Source organism: Paenibacillus tritici (assembly GCF_013204885.1).
Lineage (GTDB): Bacteria > Bacillota > Bacilli > Paenibacillales > Paenibacillaceae > Paenibacillus_AQ > Paenibacillus_AQ tritici.
Window position 1 is genome coordinate 140,148 of the sequence record NZ_JABMKX010000008.1, and the last position, 19,321, is coordinate 159,468.

The following is a 19,321-nucleotide window of genomic DNA, read 5'->3' on the forward strand; positions in this document are numbered from 1 at the left end:
TTGCAGATTCTGGTCTATTCTAGTCGATTAGGTTTGCCGCCTTTAATTCTTTCTGCATCTGTTCTACCGCTTCTCCCGCCGGCATCTGCCCTGCCATGGCTTTGAGCGCGTAATTCGTCACAATCTTCTCCGCATCCGGCCATGTCGGCAGTGAAAGTTCAAGGGTTGCATACTCTCTGGAGAGGGCCATAGCGTCTTCGACGCCAGGCAGAGCAGGGAACTTCGGCTTCACCGTGGTGTTATACCAATAAGGAACGCCGTGGTCCATGTTGGCTTCCTTGCCGGTATCCGTAAGGGTGTACTTCCCGTTGTCCAAGGCATAGTCATAACCCTCGACGCCCAGGCTTCCTAGTGTGATTCCGTCTTCAGTGTTCCAGAATTCGAGGAACTTCTTAGCAGCCTCGGGATGCGGTGCATTGGCAGGAATTATCCAGAAATCCGGGTCCCCCCGGCGCATAAGTATCGTACCGTCCGCCGCCTGAAGTCCTGCCATCCCTGCAGCCTGGAAGGTTGTAGCAGCATCTTCCTGCTGCTTCAGATTATTGAACATCCCTACCCACGCATCCCAGTAGGTTACCATCCCTACGCGGTCCGTCAGAAAGAGGTTGCGCATTTTGGCGGTATCATTCGTAATGAAATTCGGGTCCATAATCCCTTCCTTCACAAGCTTGGCGAACCATTCGTACATCGGAATAGCCGCATCGGTTGCATAAGGAAGGGTACGTTTGCCGTTATCCAGCACATATCTGTATTTCAGCCCGGCTGCGCTCATAATCCCCTGAATATCATACAGCCCCGCAGTGCTGAGTCCATAGGTATCCGCCTGCCCGTTCCCGTCCGGGTCTTTCTCCTTGAACGCCTTCAGAACTGTGTATAGCTCATCCAGTGTCTTAGGCTCCTGAAGGCCCAGCTTGTTCAGCCAGTCTTTACGCACGATAGGCATGGTTGCCCCCTGAAATTTGGAGAAAACGCCGTATATCTTACCGTCCGGACCTTTAAGTTGTTCCCATTCACCGGTCGGAATTACCGATGGGTCCGATAATATCTTGGAGTCTTGCACGAAGCCTGTCAGATCGGTTACCACACCCTGGTCAATGAGTGCATTCAGCTTGGCCAGGTCACTGACCTCGATTAGATCATATTTCGCCCCTGAGCTGAGTGCGGTCAGCACCTTCTGGTCATAATCGCTGGCGGGCTTGTCCAGTGTCACTTCAAGACCGGTCTTCTCGCTGAGGGCCTGCGCAAATTGGGTATTGCCTTCAGGCGTCTTGCCTCCCACATTACCGGCTAGAATCTCAAGCTTCATGCCCTCTGAATTCTCTGCTGGCGCTGGCGATGGCGAAGAGGCGTTGCTGTTATTGCTGCATGCGGACAATAGCACAGTCCCGGCCAAGACTAAGGCCTTTGCTGCATTCATATTCCTATTCATGATTGATTTCCTCCAAGGTTTGTAATGGGTGCAGAACAGGAGCTGCGGATAACCATGTCTGTTGGGACAATCGTTCTTTTGACGGTCTTGAGGTTGCCTGACAGCCGTTCAATCAACAGAGTTGCCGCTTCCCGCCCGAGCTGTTCGGCATGGAGGCGGACCCCCGTAAGCGGCGGCGTGAATTCGGGAGAGAAGATGGAGTCGTCACTGAAGGCGAATACGGACAATTGGCCGGGAATACTGATGCCGAGCACCCCGGCTGCTTTGTAAACACCGAGCGCCATCGTATCGGTATCCGATATTATGGCTGTAATTGCCGGGTTAGCCCGGAGTTCCCTAAGCGTTGTCTTATAACCGAAATCAAAGGAAGAATTGTCCGGGTCAGGCTTATATAGGATGTTGTAGGAAGACTGTGAAAGTCCTGCTTGCATGACCGCAGCCAGAAACCCGCTGGCCCGGTCAACTGCAACTGTACGGTCTGCCGGCGCGTTCAGAAATAAGAAGTTCCGGTGCCCCAGCTCAAGCAAGTAGAGGGTAATCTGCTCGGTCATACTGACATTGTCATTGTCGACATAAGAAATATGGTTCTCGAACTCGGCGGAAGGCCTGCCAATCAGTACGAGGGGGATGTCCCCGGACAGCAGCCCGGTGATCCGCTCATCTCTAATTTCCGGGTTCAGCAGAATCTCCCCGTCGGCAGGACCTGTGACCCTATGCTCCAGCTGATTCTGATACGTATGGGATAGCGTGTTGACGAGCAGCCGGTAACCCTGCTCATAACAGACACTTAACACACCATTTAAAAGCGAGAGGTGAAACTGGCTGAACTTAAATTTCTCGCCTTGAATATTAAGGCCTACTATTCGGGTCGACTTGTTCGCAAGGCTTCTTGCCCAATAATTAGGCTTGTAATTAAGGTCTTGGGCTGCCGCCAGTACACGTTCTGTGACTTCCTTGCTGATCGGTCTTTTTTTACTGAACACACTTGATACCGTCCCTTTAGAAACGCCTGATGCTCTCGCCACATCCTCAATGGTAGCCATAGAAAGAAACCTCACTTATCTCCTGCCCGTGCAGTCGGATTATATAATCTTGTTCCCGCATTTCATTAAACCGGTTTAATGCTTGGACATCATTCGCCCCCTGTTCCTGGCCTTGTCTTGAGCCGGAATTCCCGTAGTGCTGCGGTATATCTTACAGGCTTTATATTAAAGCGGTTTTGTGCGACTGATATTATCGAAATGTTATTTTTGTGTAAGGGGGAAAGCGAGAAACAACGATTGAATATGGAAAGAGCGGAACCGGGGGCTATTGACCTGTGTTCCGCTCTTGTTATTATTATGGGATATCATACTTAATGGGGGAATTACTATGAATGATGCGCTGATGGAACGCTTGCACCTTTTTTTAACGCGAGAGGATAACCGGAGTCTGCTCGGCATACCGGCAACGGATGACCAGATCGAAGCGGCAGAGAAGGTGCTGGGTCTTTCACTGGATAGGGACTATGTCCGGTTCATTAAAAGCTTCGGCGGCGCTTATGCCGGGCTACCCGTATATGCCTTCAGCAACGCCTCCTCCATGGGACAGGAGCGCATCACTGAGTTAACGTTGTCCTTCCGCGAGGATTTCAAGGACACTCCTGCGGGAGCCATACTCGCACACAGCGTTGTATTCTCTATGGACGGCTCAGGCAATCCGATCCTGCTTGATCCCAAAGGGCGGGTGCTGCTCGGCGATCATGATACCGGAGAATACGAGGTTATCGCGGTGTCGTTCGCGGCGCTGATTGAAGAGAATTTTGCGGAGTGGTAATAAACCCGATGTTACCTTAACAAGGTAAGGATCTCCTTCACGGAATTATCCACAAAGCCCCGTTCAGGACGGGATTTCATGAATACAGTAAGTCCGATTAGCGAGATCACCAGAGTCTGCGCCAGGCCTTTAACATGAATATCCCGGTCAAGCTCACCTGAGCGCACTCCCCGTTCAATCGTTTCCTGAAATATTACCGAGAGGTACATCTGATGTTCTCTGGTTAAAATTTCAAATTTCTCATCATGCGGCGCCAGCTCCACCATTGAATTAATACAAAAGCAGCCCCAGTTGGGGCTTTTTGTATATTCTTTAGCCACCAGATTTTCAAAAAAGGCACGGAACGCCTCTTTAACCGAAGCCTTTCCTTGCAGAGTGGAACGAATATGGGCTGCATGGGCACTCGTATATTTACGCAACGCCGCTTCAAATAGCCCCTTTTTATCTCCGAACGCAGAGTATAGGCTTGGACGCTGAATCCCCATTCTTGAGGTCAAGTCGCTTAAGGAGGCTGCTTCAAATCCCTTTTCCCAGAATAGCTGCATAGCTGCATCCAAGGCCTTGTCCACATCAAATTCGCGTTGCCGGGCCACAATAATTCCCCCTCTTTTCATATCGAACAGTATGTTATTAGTATTTTATTCTCTGAATTACATCCTGTCAAATGTGTGAAGTAGGCTAAAAATACAACTTGACATCTGACTTCTTGGCACTTTATATTAATCAGGACTATTATATACCGATCAGTATGTAATTTCACATATCTAACAAACCTAAATATAAGGAGGCGTTATCTTTTGGAACACATTGAACCTGCTCACAAGGAGCTGACCGCATCAGACACAACGGCTGCCCCCTTAATGTCCCGCAGAATTGCGCTCTTATTTGCGGTTGCTTGCGGAATGGCAGTGGCCAACATCTATTACGCGCAGCCCTTGCTGGACGCGATTGCACAAGAGTTCGGTATTACTCATTCATCCGTCGGCATTGTGATTACAATTACTCAGGTATGCTATACTCTTGGACTGCTGCTATTAGTGCCCCTCGGCGATTTATTGAACAGACGCTGGCTGATCACCGGACAGATGCTATTATCTGTGTTGGCCTTGATTGTGGTTGGCACTGCCCCCACCGGCATAGTGTTATTCATCGGGATAGCTGCGGTTGGACTACTCGCCGTGGTGACACAGACGCTGGTTGCCTTCGCGGCAACTCTGGCGGCCCCGGCCGAACGCGGGCGTACGGTCGGTGTGGTGACAAGTGGAATCGTCATTGGCATTCTGCTGGCGCGAACGTTCGCTGGCGTTTTAACCGATGTGGCCGGTTGGCGTTCTGTCTACCTGGTCTCCGCGGTGTTCACATTAATCATGGTCTGTGTACTGTTTAGGATACTGCCGCAGGATGAGTCTAAAAGAGAATCACTATCCTACCTGCAGCTGCTCCGCTCGCTGTTCACACTCTTTGCAGAGGAACGAATCCTGCGAATCCGTGCTGTGCTGGCCCTGATGATTTTTACCGTGTTCAGTATATTCTGGACTTCCCTGGTGCTGCCTCTCAGCGCTCCGCCGCTGTCTCTCTCGCATACTGCGATTGGAGCGTTTGGCCTCGCCGGAGTTGCCGGAGCCTTAGCCGCAGCACGGGCAGGACGTCTTGCCGATCAGGGTTTAGGGCAGAGGACCACAGGTGTGGCCTTGATTCTGTTGCTTCTATCCTGGCTGCCCATCCGGTATACGGAGCACTCGCTGATCGCATTAGTCGTTGGTATTGTCCTTCTTGACCTGGCGGTACAAGCCGTGCATGTCACCAACCAAAGCATGATCCTTAATGTACGCCCTGAGGCACGCAGCAGGCTTACTGCCGGCTACATGGTTTTCTATTCCATTGGCAGCGCCACGGGAGCAATTGCATCTACCACTATCTATGCTTACGCAGGCTGGAACGGAGTGTGCTTGTTGGGTGCAGCCGTTAGTGCTCTAGCTCTTATATTCTGGGTAATGACCCGTCGCGGTATTTATTAACCGGTTCATCGTTCCAGATATGCGCTTCGATATACCGTTCAGGGCCGTATTGGCCGTCATTGTTCCAGGTCTGCGGCAACCCGTACTTTTCAATGATGGTTAGAATCTCGTCATAGGTATATAGCGTATGCCTGTATTCTTTTCCGTCGTTCACCTTCGGGCTGAATGTCGGCATGGAGTCGCCGTATGTAAATGAAATCGTGTTTCGTTCAAATTCTTCAATGGGAATCTTTATACATGCGCTATGTTCAAACCAGGTGCTTAACCACGGACTGTGTTCAACTACCATATAGTGCGGGGTTGGTCTTTTTACAAGACCCCCTTTTCTCTTGAATTCCGTCCGTATAATTTGTTCACAATGGCGCCGGTACTCCACATATGTATCCTGTCTTTGTGCGCTTTGGGAACCGGGCTTGGTCTGTTTAATCGTCTCCAGCACTGCTTGTGCCTGATCAATGGGCAAGTCGGATAAACTGACAAATGGCCCCACCGATTCATCAAAATAATGATATAGAAACATCATTTCCCCCTCCAGATATGAAAGAAGAAAGAAACGAAGCGCGGTGTCTTCATTTCTTTCTTCTCTGATTGTGTGAATTTTGCCCAATTTAAACATGAAGCTTCGCCGTCATTGCGGGGAACATTGGAACTTCCGGCCGGTGACAAAGGCGGTCGCTACCGCTCCTACAGTTCCAAATTCCCCCTCCGCTTCTTTCGCTTTACGTTATCAAGCTGCGTTCGAAGCGATCATTCAGGGATAGTTGTATTCTGTGCAGTTAAAAACAGTGAAAAGGAAGGCTCGCCTCTTATAACTGTAGTCTGTACAACTAAATCTGCCCGAATAGGTGAAAACCAAGGTACAGATGCTTTTTAATTGTACGAAATACAGCTAAACAGATATTCGCCGGTACATCAGACAATTTAGGTGTACAGAGTACAATTAAGCATACCATGTGCACCTTCATCGGGGCACGGCAAACCGGCTCATCACCGGAAGCATCGCGCACCTTCGCTATTAAGCTATATCCACGCGTCGAAGTGGCCGTCAGCATCTACCGTCGCCGTCCGGGGATCGGTCAGGCCGATGCCCTTGAAGCCGCCCTTACTCTCCGCCTGCCAGGGCGGGGTATGGTCTTGGAGCGGGGGAGCGGGCACCAATGAAGCCGAGGCGGTACTCCCGCTTTTCTGTACCAGGTGGGCCTCCAGCTGCCGTATTTGCCGCTGCAGCTGCTCCCGGCGATACGGAGTCTGCATCTCTCCGCCCTGCGCCGCATTCACCTTGTCCAGCTCCATCAGCAGCCGGTTCCGCTGCTTCTCCAGAGAACTGACATCGCTCTGTGTACTGCCGTAAGCTTGAATAGCCTGTACCCCGCTGACTCCTGATACTGTCTGTGCCGCCATGATTGGTCCCTCCGTTTCCTTGGCTCCCGTTCCAAATTAAGCCAATTCCAAAGTTCTAATCATTTCTATTACCCATTCGGCCCGGCAATGACAACAGTCAGAACCCATATTGAATAATAATCGTCGTATAGTCTCAGTCGGCCGTTTGTTCTGCCATACCAAAGACCTACCCGGAAAACAAAATTAGATCAGTTTTACAAATGTGATCCACCGGTCGCATCGATCATTTGTCCCGTTATCCACCGGCCGTCAGGTGACGCCGTGAAGGCGACAATGTCTGCGATATCTGAAGGCTCGCCGACCCGTCCAAGTGCCGACATCTCTACCGCAGACTTACGGCCATCGGGCGTGTGCAGCCACGACGAATTGACTTCAGTATCAATTATACCGGGCAAGACAGCGTTGACAGTAATACCCCGCGGACCCAGAAGCTGAGCCAGGTGTAGGGTGAATGTATTTAGTGCACCTTTGGTTAGGTTGTAGGCCATGATATGCGGATAGGCAATTCGTGTCACTCCAGATGAGATATTGATAATGCGCCCTCCGTCTCTAAGACGTCCGATCGATTGCTGGACGAGGAAGAACGGCGCCTTGACGTTGACAGCGAACAGCCGATCAAAGTCCTCTTCACCCGTCTCTTCAAATGATGGGGATGTGCCGATACCGGCATTGTTAATTAAGATATCAAAATGGTTAATGCCAGTTCTGCGGATAAGTTCCTCATCCAAACCCTGAAGAAGCCGATCGACCCCCTCCAGAGAATCCAACTCGGCACAAATGGCAAAAGCCGTACCTCCCGCTGCTTCGATCGTAGAAACCGTCTCTGCCGCCGCATCCTTCCGTGTACCATAATGTACAGCGACTAGAGCACCTTCAGCGGCGAGACGCAGCGCGATCGCTCTCCCTATCCCTCGGCTGGCTCCTGTAACGACTGCGATTCGACCTTCCAAACGCTTTAATTTCATGTAGATCCACTCCTTATAATGGGTTGATCCCATCATAAACCCTCCTCATAAGGGGAGAGTCAAGGAATGGACTCTACTCTATTCTTCAGACTCGTTCAACCGGCACGATCGCCTCTGCTAAACGTAGCTGACCATACATATCTTTGTCCGACGTCAGATAAATCTCCCGAACCGGTATCGTCTCAAGTGGCCGGTAACCCGTACCAGCAATCCAAGCCCGCAGCGTCTCGCTTGCCCTGCAATTATCCTTATACGGGTCACATTGATGCGTGTAAGAGGCTGCTTCCTTTATGCCAGGCATTTGGTGAATCTTCACCCTGCCGCTATTAGGAAGCGATTTTGAGACAGGCATAGCGACCTCAATGTCCGAGGGGTCTTCATCGCGATCGCTCCTCCGATGCCAGACAATTGTCATCTCACCGTCCGGCTCTTCCCCATGTGAGCGGACATACTGCTTCAGTTCATCGAGCAACAGACACAGTTGGTTTTTGGGAAGAGTCTCGCGGACGTAAGCGACGAGAACCGGATCAACGCTACGCACCAAGAACGTTCCTTCCTCCGCAACCGCCTCATTCCGTTCAATCCGTACGAGTCGTTCATCGATCACCGTAATTTGTCGCTGAGCCTCTTGGATCTGGCGCTCCAGCTCCTTTCGTTTCTCAAGCAACGTGCGCTCCGCTTTAGTCAGAGAGTCGGTTCCGGTGAGCATCGGCCGTATCTTCTCAAGGGTTAAACCCTGCTCTTTGAAACCGGCGATACGACGGATCGTTAGCAGTTGCTCCGCAGTATAAAAACGGTATCCCGATTCTTCGTCCACATGAGCGGGCTTTAACAAGCTGAGTTCATCATAGTGGCGTAATGTCTTCACAGTCACGCCGCTCAGTTTCGCAAACGCCCCAATTTTGAACATCCTAAATCCCCTTATGTGAATTATTTTCCCAGTTGATTCTTATTTCTCCGAGCATTATTTAGAAGCCATGTTCCACTTCATAAACAGATTAATATCCTCAATCGAATCGGTTATTCTCCAGCTATACTCGTGATTTTCTCTGAGTTCTCTAAGTACAACGGGTTTAACGATGTGTTTTTCCAGCTGTCCTTTGGTTCTCGCGATATACGCAAACCCCAAAACAGCATTGGCTCTAACGTCTGAAGATTCGTGGTTCGAAAGTTGAACGCAAACGTCTTGGGCAAATTTCCAATTGGGGTGATTCTCACCTACTGATAGCGGAAGAATGAGAAGCTCCTCCAGTTGATTTCTATTTAGAACGTTCATAACTTCTTCAGACGAGAGGTTATCGAGTGGTTGGTATGTCCGTTTATTGTCCATGTACTCATCCTGTTCCTTAAGCTTCATCAATCAGGGAAAATGATTTCGCCGTCATCGCTGCTAACATTAAAAAATCCTACCTTATGCTCTACAGCCAAACTTCGCATTGTAGTATAGGCTTCCCCGGCTACAGAATAAGCGAAAGCCGCATAGATGACGTCGGTGCCCAGCGAGTAGTCGGTTAACCGGTTGTCCGTTCCGGCTTCCTCCATAGCTTCAAAAACTTCCTCATCCACATTCATATTGGGAAAATACTCCGATAGCTTACTGTACAGGCGCTGCAGCGGCTCGGAGCAGACCAACGGATTATTATATTCATGATCTTCCGACCACTGTACTTGCTGCTCGAACCAAGCCATAAACTCTTTCTTGTCCCTTGGTGCACTGGACGGCTCGAAAATCATCAGATCATAGCTCATATGAAGTCCTCCTAAGTCGATTAGTCAATTCCGAAAATACTGTATAACCCTTCCTCTGCCGCTCTGGTCCCCGCTCTCTGATCCAGCTACTTCCACCTCTGCAAAAGCTCCATTCACCAGCGTAACCTGCGGCGGCAGATGGCCGCAGTCGATGTCATACACAATCGGCAGTCCCAGCTCGATAGCCAGCTCCTGGTACACATCCTCTACGGTGTAATTCTCCACAGGGCGGTTAGCTGCGCTTCGGCCGAACATCAGGCCCGAGCAATGCTCGAACCATCCGGCCAGCTTCATCTGCACCAGAGATCTGCGCAGATCCGTCACCGCCAGCTCACAGTTCTCCAGGTACCACAGGATAGGCTCATTCTGGATGTAATGCTGCTGGAAATGCCGCACATCCCCATACGGCGTGCCGATGAGATGCCGGATTACGTCGATGCAGCCGCCCAGCAGGCGGCCCTGCATGGTTATTGTCTGATGGCCGACCGTCTTCCAGCTTGTCGTTTCGGTAAGATTGAACACATGGGGTGAAGGATCGCCGCCTCCCCATTCCAGCTGATACTGCTCCGAGGAATGCTGAACGACGGACCCACCGGTTGGGGTGGACAATACTTGTTCCCACATGGCCGTCACGCTGTCCGTCTCTTCTCCACGCAGATCAATGAAGTTCGTGCCGTGGGCGGTGGCAATACCTGTCCGAAGAGTTACTGCCAGCAGCAGCACACTGATATCGGAATAGCCGAGAATCCATTTACATTTCATCTGCCCGAAGTCCACCTGCTCCAGCATCTCGATCAGCAGCTCTCCGCCCCATGGAGGGGCTACCAGCCCGATGCGCTCGTCAGCCATCATCCCGTTGAATTCAGCCGCACGCACGCTGGCCGGGGCAGACTTGGCCTTCTCCTGCGTCCATGCCGTGGCTCCGCACTCTACGCCATAACCTTGCTTCTGCAGCCGCACACAGGCAAGCTCAAGCAGTTCACGAAGCTCCTCCCCCACTCCCGATGAAGGGGCTGTTACACCAATTACTGTCTTTTTGTCTAAAACCGGATATCTGATCATCCTGTAGTTCCTCCTGCTTGTTTAATATTAAAAAAGTGATACCCAAACCTTAGCAGTCTGAATATCACTTATGCTGTTTATAGATGTAGAATCAGGCCTTTTCCTTATCCCGGTTGATATCCAGGATATCCAGGAAGAAGACAAAGATAGGAATCCCCAGAATCAGTCCCCATACACCGATATAATGCTCGGAGAACAGCAGCACGACTAAGGTGTAGAACATCGGCAGGTTCATTTTGGAGGACATCAGCTTCGGGTTAAGGAAGTACCCCTCAATGACATGCAATACAGCAATCATCGCCAGAATATAGACTGTCATGATCAGCCCGCCGGTGCTGTAGCCGATGATGCATAACGGAATAAGCGAAATAACGAAGCCGACAACGGGAATTAAGCTGAGCATGAAGATCATAATGGAGAGGGCAAAGAGATACGGGAAGGGTTCGAAGAAGAAGCCCAGAATCCATAACCCCACAACTGTAAACAAGGTATTGAACAGCGCAATCAGGATCTGTGCTTCAATCACTTTGCCGAAGGAGGCTATAAATTTCCTGCCGAAGTACTCCAGTTCTACATAGAACCAGGATATCTTGCTGTCTCTCAGGCGCGTGGTGAAGCTGACGATTCTATTCTTCTCCAGGATGAAGACCAGACTTAGAATCGTCGATAAGACGAAGGTCGTTCCCCAGTTGCTGATTTTGAAGACGTATTCGATCCCTTGATTCAGGTAGCTCTGGTAGTTCAGTTCCTTGACCGTATTGAACAAATACTGCATAATCTCATTCTGCGGAATATCATCAGAGGTTAGTGTGCCGAGAAATGCGGTTAGCTGCTTGATCTGCGAGAACACCTTGGGCAGATATTTGACCAGCGCAAGTACAATCATGGTGATGAGCGCCAGATACAATATAATGATAATGACCTTGCTGTTCACCTTCACAAATTTGCCGATCCGTTTGCTGAGCAGCACCTGAAAGCTGTTCATTACGTAGGCGATCAGGAAGGTCAGCAGCACGAGATTAAGCATGTCTCTAATACTGTACAGCAGCAGTCCTATCAGTGCCAAAATCAAGAAGCGACGGACTGTTAAATTTGCAATATAACGCTTGAATACATCCATTGTTCCCTTGTTCCTCTCCATTCGCTGGCGATTAGGATTTTTTATTATAGTGTACCGTACCGAAAACAAATATAGCAACTTCGGCACCGCCCAATTCTGCGAAAAAACAAACTTTATGTCATCTTACCGGAATTTCCTCTGCTATATGCTATAATATGGGCAAAATTGTATAAGTTTAACGTGTGAAGGCTATAGATTTCAAATAAATGGAGGCTGTATTCTTATGAAACAAGTTATCTGTATTACCGGGGCTTCCTCGGGCATCGGCCTCGCAACCGCCATGAAGTTCGCGCAGGAAGGCTGGGCCGTCTATGCCGGGACCCGCCATCTGGAGCGCGAGCAGGAGCGGTACCGTGATGTGGACGGTCTGCAGTTCGTAGAGCTGGAGGTCACTCAGCCGGAGAGCATTCAGCAGGTCATGGACCGGATTGAACAGGAGCAGGGCAAGCTGGATGTCTTGTTCTGCAATGCGGGGTTCGGCTACCTTAGAGCGCTCGGGCAGGCGCCGTTCCCTGAGATCCAGGATGTCTTCGACACCAACGTTTACGGGGTTATGCATACGATCAGGGCCGCACTGCCACTGCTGCGCAAGACCGGTTACGGCCATATTGTGGCGACCTCCAGTGTCGGCGGACTGATTGGCCAACCGATGAATGAGATCTACTGTGCCAGCAAATTCGCGGTGGAAGGGCTGCTGGAGAGTCTGGCAACCTATTACAAGCCGCAGTTCAATATCGACATCACTCTGCTTGAACCCGGGGCCATCGCTACCGAATTCAACAACACCGTGCTGGGGCATGTGGCTAGCACCGGCGGCATCCTCGAAGACGAATATAAGGCGGTCCTCGATGCCTATAGAGGAACGTTCCTGGAGCGGAATGTAGAGCCGCAGACTGCGGAATCCGTAGCGGATGTCATGTGGGAGCTGGTCCGGCTGGAGACCAAGCCGCTGCGCCTGCGCACCTCGGAGCGGGCCGAAGAATTCGTCGCGCGCAAGGTCAGCACAGACCCTACCGGACTGGACGGAGTGCTGAGCACCCGCCGAATCCAGTTGAATATGTAATCACTACGGCCCCTATAGAATATAGAAGAAGCCCTGTCCACCTAGCGACAGGGCTTCTTCTTATATGGGGAACCGGAATATCCTTCACCCCTTCTCGGCTCCTAACGCTGAATGGGCTTGATCAAGTACGTTCCAGCGCTGCCATCCGAGGCAGAACCGCCGGTAATCTCCCAGCCGTAGGACAATACCTTCTGCAGCCGGATGCTCTCAGCCTCCGTCAATTCTGCCTCCACGGCTTCCTGGCCTTCCGCAAGCTCCAGCTTCGCTTCGATTCCGAGTGCAACAGCAATCCAGGTGCGGATACCACGGATGGTATTATATTTGATCTGATAGCCCTCCAAGACAGCCTGGCGGAACAATTCCGGCTGTTCATCGGCAAGTGCAGACAGCTGCCCATAGTCGAACCCGTATTCACTCTCATCCGCCGGCAGATCCTTTTCCCCTACCCGGCGCAGCAGTTCTTCGTCAGACCCGCTCAGCGAACGCAGCGATTCCAGCAGCAGGGCATCCCATTGCGATAGCTTCACCTTATTCTGTACATCTCCCATGATATAACCTCCCTTTAAGCGGTATTGTACAACAGCCTTCGGGCAGACAGCAATCCAGGTGTTCTCACGCAAGCAGCTATTTATTTCGGGGAATGAGGGTTAATCAGTTACTTCTCTAAATATATTGAATACATATAATTCATATCAACTATTCACGAATCCAAGGGGATGTTCTATCATGTTGAGCTTATTCTGGAGTGGCCTGCTATGAATTCAAAAAGAATCCGGGTGCTGCTGGGCAGCCCGATCCATCAGAAACCGGCAATCCTGGAGCAATTCCTGAACTCTCTACTGCGCCTGAACTTAGGGCATATTGATCTGGATTACTATCTTATAGACGATAACCAGGATGAAGCCTCCAGTGAGCTGCTGCAGCAGTTCGCCAGCCAAAGCGGCCGTTCCGTCTTCCTGCAAGCCTCCGGCTATCGTGATGACTATATCCGGGATGAGAACACCCATGTCTGGCATTCCAGTCTGGTCTGGAAGGTGGCCGGCTTCAAGAATCTGATGATCCGGCGGGCGGAGGCCTTCGGCTATGACTACCTGTTCCTGATCGATTCCGATCTCATTCTTCATCCGGGTACGCTGCTGCATCTGATCAGTACAGGTAAGGACATTATCTCCGAAATATTCTGGACTAAGTGGCAGCCTAATACGCTTATGCAGCCGCAGGTCTGGATGCATGACGAATACAACCAGTGGGAAGTTCTCCCAGGAGAACAACTCTCGCCTGAAGAGATCCGGCGCCGCTTCTACGCATTTCTGCTGAGAATGCAGCAGCCCGGAGTCTACGAGGTCGGCGGACTTGGCGCCTGCACGCTGATCAGCAGCCGGGCCATCGGGTCCGGCGTCAGCTACGACCGGGTCCCCAACATCTCCTACTGGGGAGAGGACCGCCATTTCTGCATCCGTGCAGCGGCCCTCGGCATTCCGCTGTTTGTGGACACCCATTTCCCGGCGCTGCATCTCTACAGAGACAGCGATCTGGACCTGGTGGCAGAGTTCATCCGGCTGACATCAGACGCGGAGACCGCTATAGCTGAGGAGGAGTCCGCTGACGACTCCGAATCACCGGGGGGTCAGGCTGGAGCGGAGCCAGCCGGAGCGCACGGGGCTGCGCTGCCGGGCAGCGCAGGTACAGCAGCCGGTGCGGATCTGACCGGCGATGCAGAGGCAGCACCCGCTGACAAAAGGGTGCAGGAGGCAGGAGCAGAGTGGGAAGCACTCTGGACGCAAGCCGAGGCCCGGCGGCGCTTGTCCAAGGAGCCGGACGGGGACGACGATACTGGCGGTGCAGCTCTGGAAGCTGCTGAAGCAGACGGGGCAGAGATGGCAGATCCGACAGCAGGCGCGGGTGCGGACGGCTCCGGGGAAGCAGCCTCTGAGAGACTGCAAGCTGCTTCCGGAGAGGTTGCCGCCCCGGCAGTGGCACCGGCCACTGCTGCCCCCCGGCCTAAGCTGACCCTTACCATGATTGTCAAGAATGAAGGCTCACGGTTTCTGCGGCAGGTCCTTCTGGAACACCGCAAATATATTGATGAAGCGGTCATCATCGACGACGGCAGTACGGATGACACGGCAGACATCTGCCGCGAGGTCCTTCAGGGTATTCCGCTTCATCTGATCTGCAATCCTGTCTCCAAATTCCACCATGAATCGGAGCTGCGCAAGCAGCAGTGGGATGCGGTGGTAGCCACCCGTCCAGAGTGGATTCTCAATCTGGATGCGGATGAGATGTTTGAAGACCGGTTCCCGGAAGAAGTGGATTCTCTGCTGCGCACGGACAATTGCGAATTATTCTGCTTCCGGCTCTACGATTTCTGGAGTGAGACCCATTACCGTGAGGATCTCTACTGGCGGGCACACTTCAGCTACCGGCCGTTCCTGCTCCGCTACCGGGAGAACTTCAACTATCTATGGAACAACCTCCCGCAGCATTGCGGGCGGCTGCCGGAGAATATTTTTGAGTTGCGCCATCAGTTAAGCAACCTGCGTCTGAAGCATCTCGGCTGGTCGAAGCCGGAATACCGCGAGCAGAAATATTTACGCTATATGCAGCTGGACCCGAACGGACAATACGGCTGGAAGGAACAGTATGAGTCTATCCTTGACCCGCAGCCTTATCTGGTGCCTTGGAGAGAATAAAATTCCTTATATTTCAAAGAAAAAGCGCTCCAGCCTTAAGCTTAAGGCGGAACGCTTTTTCTTTGATTTGCAGCAGCCCTCTGCTGTGGAGACAGTGGTCTGACCCCAGGTTACACGGAGCTTACTGTCTCCGCAGGCTCCGGTCTCGTGATCTGCACGGTCAATTCGCCGCCAGTTTCATCCACCGCCATCACGGAGCCTTCCTCCGCTTCTCCGGCGATCAGCGCACGCGCCACCCGGGTCTCCAGGCTGCGCTGGATGAACCGCTTCAGCGGTCTGGCACCGTAGACGGAATCGAAGCCTTCCTCGGCAATGAAGCGGACCGCCCGGTCACTGAGCGTGAGGCCGATATTCCGCTCTGCCAATCGCAGGCGCAGGCCGTTCGCCAGCTTCACCACGATCTGCTGGGTCTCATCCAGCGTCAGCGGCTTGAACATCACGATATCGTCCACCCGGTTAAGGAACTCTGGACGGAAATGGCCGCTAAGCTCCTTCATCACCCGGTCCTTAACGGCTTCCGTCAGTTCGCCATTGTCGTCCGTGCCTTGAATCAGATGCGGCGAGCCGATATTGGAGGTCATAATGATGATCGTATTCTTGAAGTCAACCACCCGGCCCTGCGAGTCGGTCAGCCGCCCGTCATCCAGCAGCTGCAGAAGAATATTGAACACATCGGGATGGGCCTTCTCCACCTCATCGAGCAGTACCACGGTGTAGGGCTGGCGGCGTACCGCTTCCGTCAGCTGGCCTCCTTCTTCATAGCCGACATATCCCGGAGGCGCGCCCACCAGGCGGGAGACACTGTGCTTCTCCATATACTCGGACATGTCGATACGGATCATGCCGTCCTCGCGGTCGAATAGCGATACCGCCAGCGCTTTGGCCAGCTCGGTCTTCCCGACACCGGTCGGCCCCAGGAACAGGAACGAGCCAATGGGGCGGTTCGGGTCCTTGATCCCGGCTCTTGCCCGGAGTACAGCGTCCGCCACCAGCCTGACGGCCTCCTCCTGCCCGACCACCCGTTCATGCAGCGTGTCCTCCAGCCGCAGCAGCTTATCGCGCTCGCCTTCCACCAGTCTGCTTACCGGAACTCCGGTCCAGCGGGAGACAATATCGGCGATCTCCTCCTCTGTCACCGCTTCACGCAGCAGCCGGGTCTCCTGATCCTGCTGTGCCGCTTCCTCCGCAGCCTTCAGCTGCCGCTCCAGATCAGGAATAATGCCGTAGCTTAATTCTGCTGACTTATTAAGATCGTAGATCTCCTGGGCATCGACCAGGTCTTTGCGGGCCTGCTCTAACATCTTTTTCAGCTCGCGGATGCCCTGAATCGCCGACTTCTCCTTCTCCCAGCGGACGGTCATGCCCAGATGCTTCTCCTTGAGGTCCGCCAGCTCCCGCTGGAGAAGCTCCAGACGGCGTCCGCTGGCCTCGTCGGTTTCTTTCTTGAGCGCGGCTTCCTCAATCTCCATCTGCATCAGACGGCGGGTCACCTCGTCCATCTCACCTGGCATGGAGTCAATCTCCGTGCGGATCATCGCACAGGCTTCATCCACCAGGTCAATCGCCTTATCCGGCAGGAACCGGTCCGTAATATAGCGGTTCGATAATACGCCCGCTGCGACCAGGGCGCTGTCATGGATTTTGACCCCGTGATGCACCTCGAAGCGTTCCTTGAGGCCGCGCAGGATCGAAATGGTATCCTCCACATCCGGTTCGCTGACCAGCACCTGCTGGAAGCGGCGTTCGAGCGCCGGGTCTTTCTCGATGTATTTGCGGTATTCATCCAGCGTCGTCGCCCCGATACAGTGCAGCTCTCCCCGGGCCAGCATGGGCTTCAGCATGTTGCCCGCGTCCATGGCTCCCTCGGTCTTGCCCGCACCGACAATCGTATGCAGCTCATCAATGAACAGAATAATCCGTCCGTCGCTCTCGCGGATTTCCTTCAGCACGGCCTGGAGCCGCTCCTCGAATTCCCCGCGGTATTTGGCCCCGGCAATCAGGGCACTCATATCCAGCGAGAAAATGGTCTTGTCCTTCAGCCCCTCCGGCACATCCCGGCGGACAATCCGGTGGGCCAGCCCTTCGACAATCGCAGTTTTGCCGACACCCGGTTCCCCGATCAGCACGGGGTTGTTCTTGGTCTTGCGGGAGAGGATACGGATCACCCGGCGGATCTCGGCATCGCGTCCGATCACCGGATCAATCTTGCCTGCCCGCACCTCGGCTACAAGATCGCGGCCGTACTTCTCCAGCACCTCATAGGTGGCTTCCGGCTCGCGGCTGGTCACCCGCTGGTGCCCGCGGATCTCCGCCAGCACCTCTAATAGCTTCTCCCGGGTAATCCCCCGGCTTGTGAACAAGCCGCGCAGCTCGCGGTTCCCGCTGCGGGAGTCCGAGACCATCGCCAGCACGGCATGCTCTACGGCCACGAATTCGTCCTGCATCTTCGCCGCTTCCTGCTCTGCCTGCTCCAGCATGGCGATCAGCGCGGGCGAAGCGTAACGCCGCATCGTGCCCGCCCCGCTTCCACTTACACTCGGCTTCCGCTGGAGCAGCGTCTCCGTATCCTGCAGCAGCCCGGCAGCGGGAATATTCATCTTCTGCAGCAGCCGCGGCAGCAGACCTTCATGCTGCTGAAGCAGCGCCTTCAGCAGATGGAGATTGTCAATCTCCTGATGCCCGCCGGAAGCAGCCAGCGACTGGGCGTCTGCAACAGCTTCCTGCAGCTTCTGGGTAAGCTTATTGAAATCCATAGGATCATCGCCTTTCCATTCATTTATGCTGCTGCAGCCCCAGCCGCAGCATTCCATATGTCAGTTCAGCCGGATAACAAACCGCCGCGTTTATATTCATGATTACCCTGTTGTCGCCCTACGCCGCTGCGCCCAGCCTGAAGGGTGGCGTTTCGCCCCGGCCTGGAAGCTGCCGGAATCGGCAAGCTGGCGGTACAGCTTCTTCTCCGCCTCCGATGTCTCTGCCGGAACGACAATCTCAATCCGGAACAGGATATCACCGTTCGTCCCGTCAGAACGTCTCAGACCCTTCCCGGAGAGGCGCAGCGTTCTGCCGTTCGCCATACCTGCGGGGATCTTCAGCTTCACGCTGCTGCCATCCGGCAGCGCTACCTTGGCTTCCCCGCCAAGCACAGCCTGCCAGGGGGCAATCTCAACTGTGCCGAGCAGATCCCCGCCGTCCGGTTCATAGATATCATGGGGCAGGAGACGCAGCGAGATCAGCAGATCGCCCCCCTGGCCCGCCCCGCTTCCGCCGCCGGGCACCCGGATCACTGTCCCTTCGGCTGAACGTGCCGGAATCTGCACATTCAGGTCCTTGCCGGCCGCCTGTACGCTGATATTGCCGCCTCTGTAGGCCTGCTCCAGGGTAATCTCAAGCTGGGCCTGCATCGTACTGAACTCATCAGCCCATGAACTGCCCCCGGAACGGCCCTCTCCGCTCCCGGAGAAGAAGTCGAAGCCGCTGCGTTCAGCAGCTCCCCGGCTGCCGAAGAACATCCCGAACAGATCCTCCTCGGGGATGCCGCCGGAAGCAGAGGCTCCGCTGCCCCAGTCCGGGCCAAACGGCGATTCCCATGACGCAGAGGAGGCTGCCCCGTGATTCCGCTGCCCCCGCGACCCTGCGTAGCCGGTTCCATAGCGAAGCTCCTCATCATAGCTTCTGCGCTTCTCTTCGTCACCCAGCACCTCATAGGCTTCCGCCGCTTCCTTGAACCTCGCCTCTGCCTCCGGGGCCTTGTTGACATCGGGATGCCATTTTTTGGCCAGCCTCTGATAGGCCTTCTTGATCTCCTGCTTCGAGGCCTGCCTGTCTACGCCCAGATGCTCATAGTAATTTGCCGCCACCGGTACCTCCTCCTTTCGTATAATGGGAACCTCTTACTGCATATCGTCCTGTATCAAGCCTATTCCTGGCCTGGACGATTATTCGCCCTATCCTTCCTCCGGGGAAAAGACGCATTATAGCCGGTAACCCCACTACAATGCGCCTT

The 19,321-nt window shown here is 53.4% G+C and carries 18 protein-coding genes; 4 read left to right on the forward strand and 14 right to left on the reverse strand.

The window, feature by feature from the left end:
* Positions 1 to 19: 19 nt before the first annotated feature.
* Both HQN87_RS15840 and HQN87_RS15845 read right to left on the reverse strand, forming a co-directional pair.
* The gene (locus HQN87_RS15840) at positions 20 to 1,429 is read right to left on the reverse strand and encodes an extracellular solute-binding protein (RefSeq protein ID WP_173135187.1); all 1,410 of its coding nucleotides are present in this window, start codon (positions 1,427 to 1,429) and stop codon (positions 20 to 22) included.
* Complete coding sequence (locus HQN87_RS15845) at positions 1,426 to 2,472, reverse strand: LacI family DNA-binding transcriptional regulator (protein WP_173135191.1); 1,047 nt, start codon at positions 2,470 to 2,472, stop codon at positions 1,426 to 1,428. The genes HQN87_RS15840 and HQN87_RS15845 overlap by 4 nt, the downstream gene beginning before the upstream one ends.
* 328 nt (positions 2,473 to 2,800) lie before the next feature.
* Here HQN87_RS15845 and HQN87_RS15850 point away from each other — a divergent pair, with 328 nt between their 5' ends.
* Complete coding sequence (locus HQN87_RS15850; protein ID WP_173135767.1) at positions 2,801 to 3,244, forward strand: SMI1/KNR4 family protein; 444 nt, start codon at positions 2,801 to 2,803, stop codon at positions 3,242 to 3,244.
* An 11-nt stretch (positions 3,245 to 3,255) separates the two neighbouring features.
* Here HQN87_RS15850 and HQN87_RS15855 read toward each other — a convergent pair whose 3' ends face one another.
* Complete coding sequence (locus HQN87_RS15855) at positions 3,256 to 3,837, reverse strand: TetR/AcrR family transcriptional regulator (protein ID WP_173135195.1); 582 nt, start codon at positions 3,835 to 3,837, stop codon at positions 3,256 to 3,258.
* 267 nt (positions 3,838 to 4,104) lie between these two features.
* Here HQN87_RS15855 and HQN87_RS15860 point away from each other — a divergent pair, with 267 nt between their 5' ends.
* Positions 4,105 to 5,262 (forward strand): MFS transporter, encoded by a 1,158-nt coding sequence (locus HQN87_RS15860; RefSeq protein ID WP_173135770.1) that lies wholly within the window; start codon positions 4,105 to 4,107, stop codon positions 5,260 to 5,262.
* On the opposite strand, the gene HQN87_RS15865 is transcribed toward HQN87_RS15860, so the two are convergent.
* The 8 genes from HQN87_RS15865 to HQN87_RS15900 all read right to left on the reverse strand — a co-directional run bounded on the left by HQN87_RS15865 (position 5,225) and on the right by HQN87_RS15900 (position 11,559).
* Positions 5,225 to 5,785, reverse strand: coding sequence for a hypothetical protein (locus HQN87_RS15865; RefSeq protein ID WP_216857321.1), 561 nt, complete (start codon positions 5,783 to 5,785; stop codon positions 5,225 to 5,227). The two genes, HQN87_RS15860 and HQN87_RS15865, sit on opposite strands and share 38 nt — an antisense overlap.
* Before the next feature lie 497 nt (positions 5,786 to 6,282).
* On the reverse strand, positions 6,283 to 6,663 hold the full coding sequence (locus HQN87_RS15870) for a hypothetical protein (protein ID WP_173135198.1): 381 nt from the start codon (positions 6,661 to 6,663) through the stop codon (positions 6,283 to 6,285).
* Positions 6,664 to 6,857: 194 nt separating this feature from the next.
* Positions 6,858 to 7,628: an SDR family oxidoreductase gene (locus HQN87_RS15875; protein ID WP_173135201.1), complete on the reverse strand. Its 771-nt coding sequence runs from the start codon at positions 7,626 to 7,628 to the stop codon at positions 6,858 to 6,860.
* Between the two features lie 85 nt (positions 7,629 to 7,713).
* Positions 7,714 to 8,538, reverse strand: coding sequence for a MerR family transcriptional regulator (locus tag HQN87_RS15880; protein WP_173135204.1), 825 nt, complete (start codon positions 8,536 to 8,538; stop codon positions 7,714 to 7,716).
* A gap of 54 nt (positions 8,539 to 8,592) precedes the next feature.
* Entirely contained in the window at positions 8,593 to 8,985 is a 393-nt protein-coding gene (locus tag HQN87_RS15885; protein ID WP_254075514.1) for a hypothetical protein, read from the reverse strand.
* Positions 8,985 to 9,377 (reverse strand): hypothetical protein, encoded by a 393-nt coding sequence (locus HQN87_RS15890; RefSeq protein ID WP_173135207.1) that lies wholly within the window; start codon positions 9,375 to 9,377, stop codon positions 8,985 to 8,987. The genes HQN87_RS15885 and HQN87_RS15890 overlap by 1 nt, the downstream gene beginning before the upstream one ends.
* 24 nt (positions 9,378 to 9,401) lie before the next feature.
* On the reverse strand, positions 9,402 to 10,439 hold the full coding sequence (locus HQN87_RS15895; RefSeq protein ID WP_173135210.1) for a S66 family peptidase: 1,038 nt from the start codon (positions 10,437 to 10,439) through the stop codon (positions 9,402 to 9,404).
* A gap of 91 nt (positions 10,440 to 10,530) precedes the next feature.
* Positions 10,531 to 11,559: an AI-2E family transporter gene (locus HQN87_RS15900; protein WP_173135213.1), complete on the reverse strand. Its 1,029-nt coding sequence runs from the start codon at positions 11,557 to 11,559 to the stop codon at positions 10,531 to 10,533.
* 223 nt (positions 11,560 to 11,782) lie between these two features.
* Here HQN87_RS15900 and HQN87_RS15905 point away from each other — a divergent pair, with 223 nt between their 5' ends.
* A complete protein-coding gene (locus HQN87_RS15905) occupies positions 11,783 to 12,622 on the forward strand; it encodes an SDR family oxidoreductase (protein WP_173135216.1) in 840 nt (279 codons plus the stop codon).
* Between the two features lie 101 nt (positions 12,623 to 12,723).
* On the opposite strand, the gene HQN87_RS15910 is transcribed toward HQN87_RS15905, so the two are convergent.
* On the reverse strand, positions 12,724 to 13,170 hold the full coding sequence (locus HQN87_RS15910) for a hypothetical protein (RefSeq protein ID WP_173135219.1): 447 nt from the start codon (positions 13,168 to 13,170) through the stop codon (positions 12,724 to 12,726).
* Positions 13,171 to 13,377: 207 nt separating this feature from the next.
* Here HQN87_RS15910 and HQN87_RS15915 point away from each other — a divergent pair, with 207 nt between their 5' ends.
* Positions 13,378 to 15,315, forward strand: a complete 1,938-nt coding sequence (locus HQN87_RS15915; protein ID WP_254075516.1) for a glycosyltransferase family 2 protein — start codon at positions 13,378 to 13,380, stop codon at positions 15,313 to 15,315.
* 110 nt (positions 15,316 to 15,425) lie between these two features.
* Here HQN87_RS15915 and clpB read toward each other — a convergent pair whose 3' ends face one another.
* Together clpB and HQN87_RS15925 are read right to left on the reverse strand one after the other, a co-directional pair.
* Positions 15,426 to 18,068, reverse strand: coding sequence for an ATP-dependent chaperone ClpB (clpB, locus tag HQN87_RS15920; RefSeq protein WP_173135222.1), 2,643 nt, complete (start codon positions 18,066 to 18,068; stop codon positions 15,426 to 15,428).
* Between the two features lie 102 nt (positions 18,069 to 18,170).
* Complete coding sequence (locus HQN87_RS15925; protein WP_173135240.1) at positions 18,171 to 19,175, reverse strand: DnaJ C-terminal domain-containing protein; 1,005 nt, start codon at positions 19,173 to 19,175, stop codon at positions 18,171 to 18,173.
* Between the last annotated feature and the right edge of the window lie 146 nt (positions 19,176 to 19,321).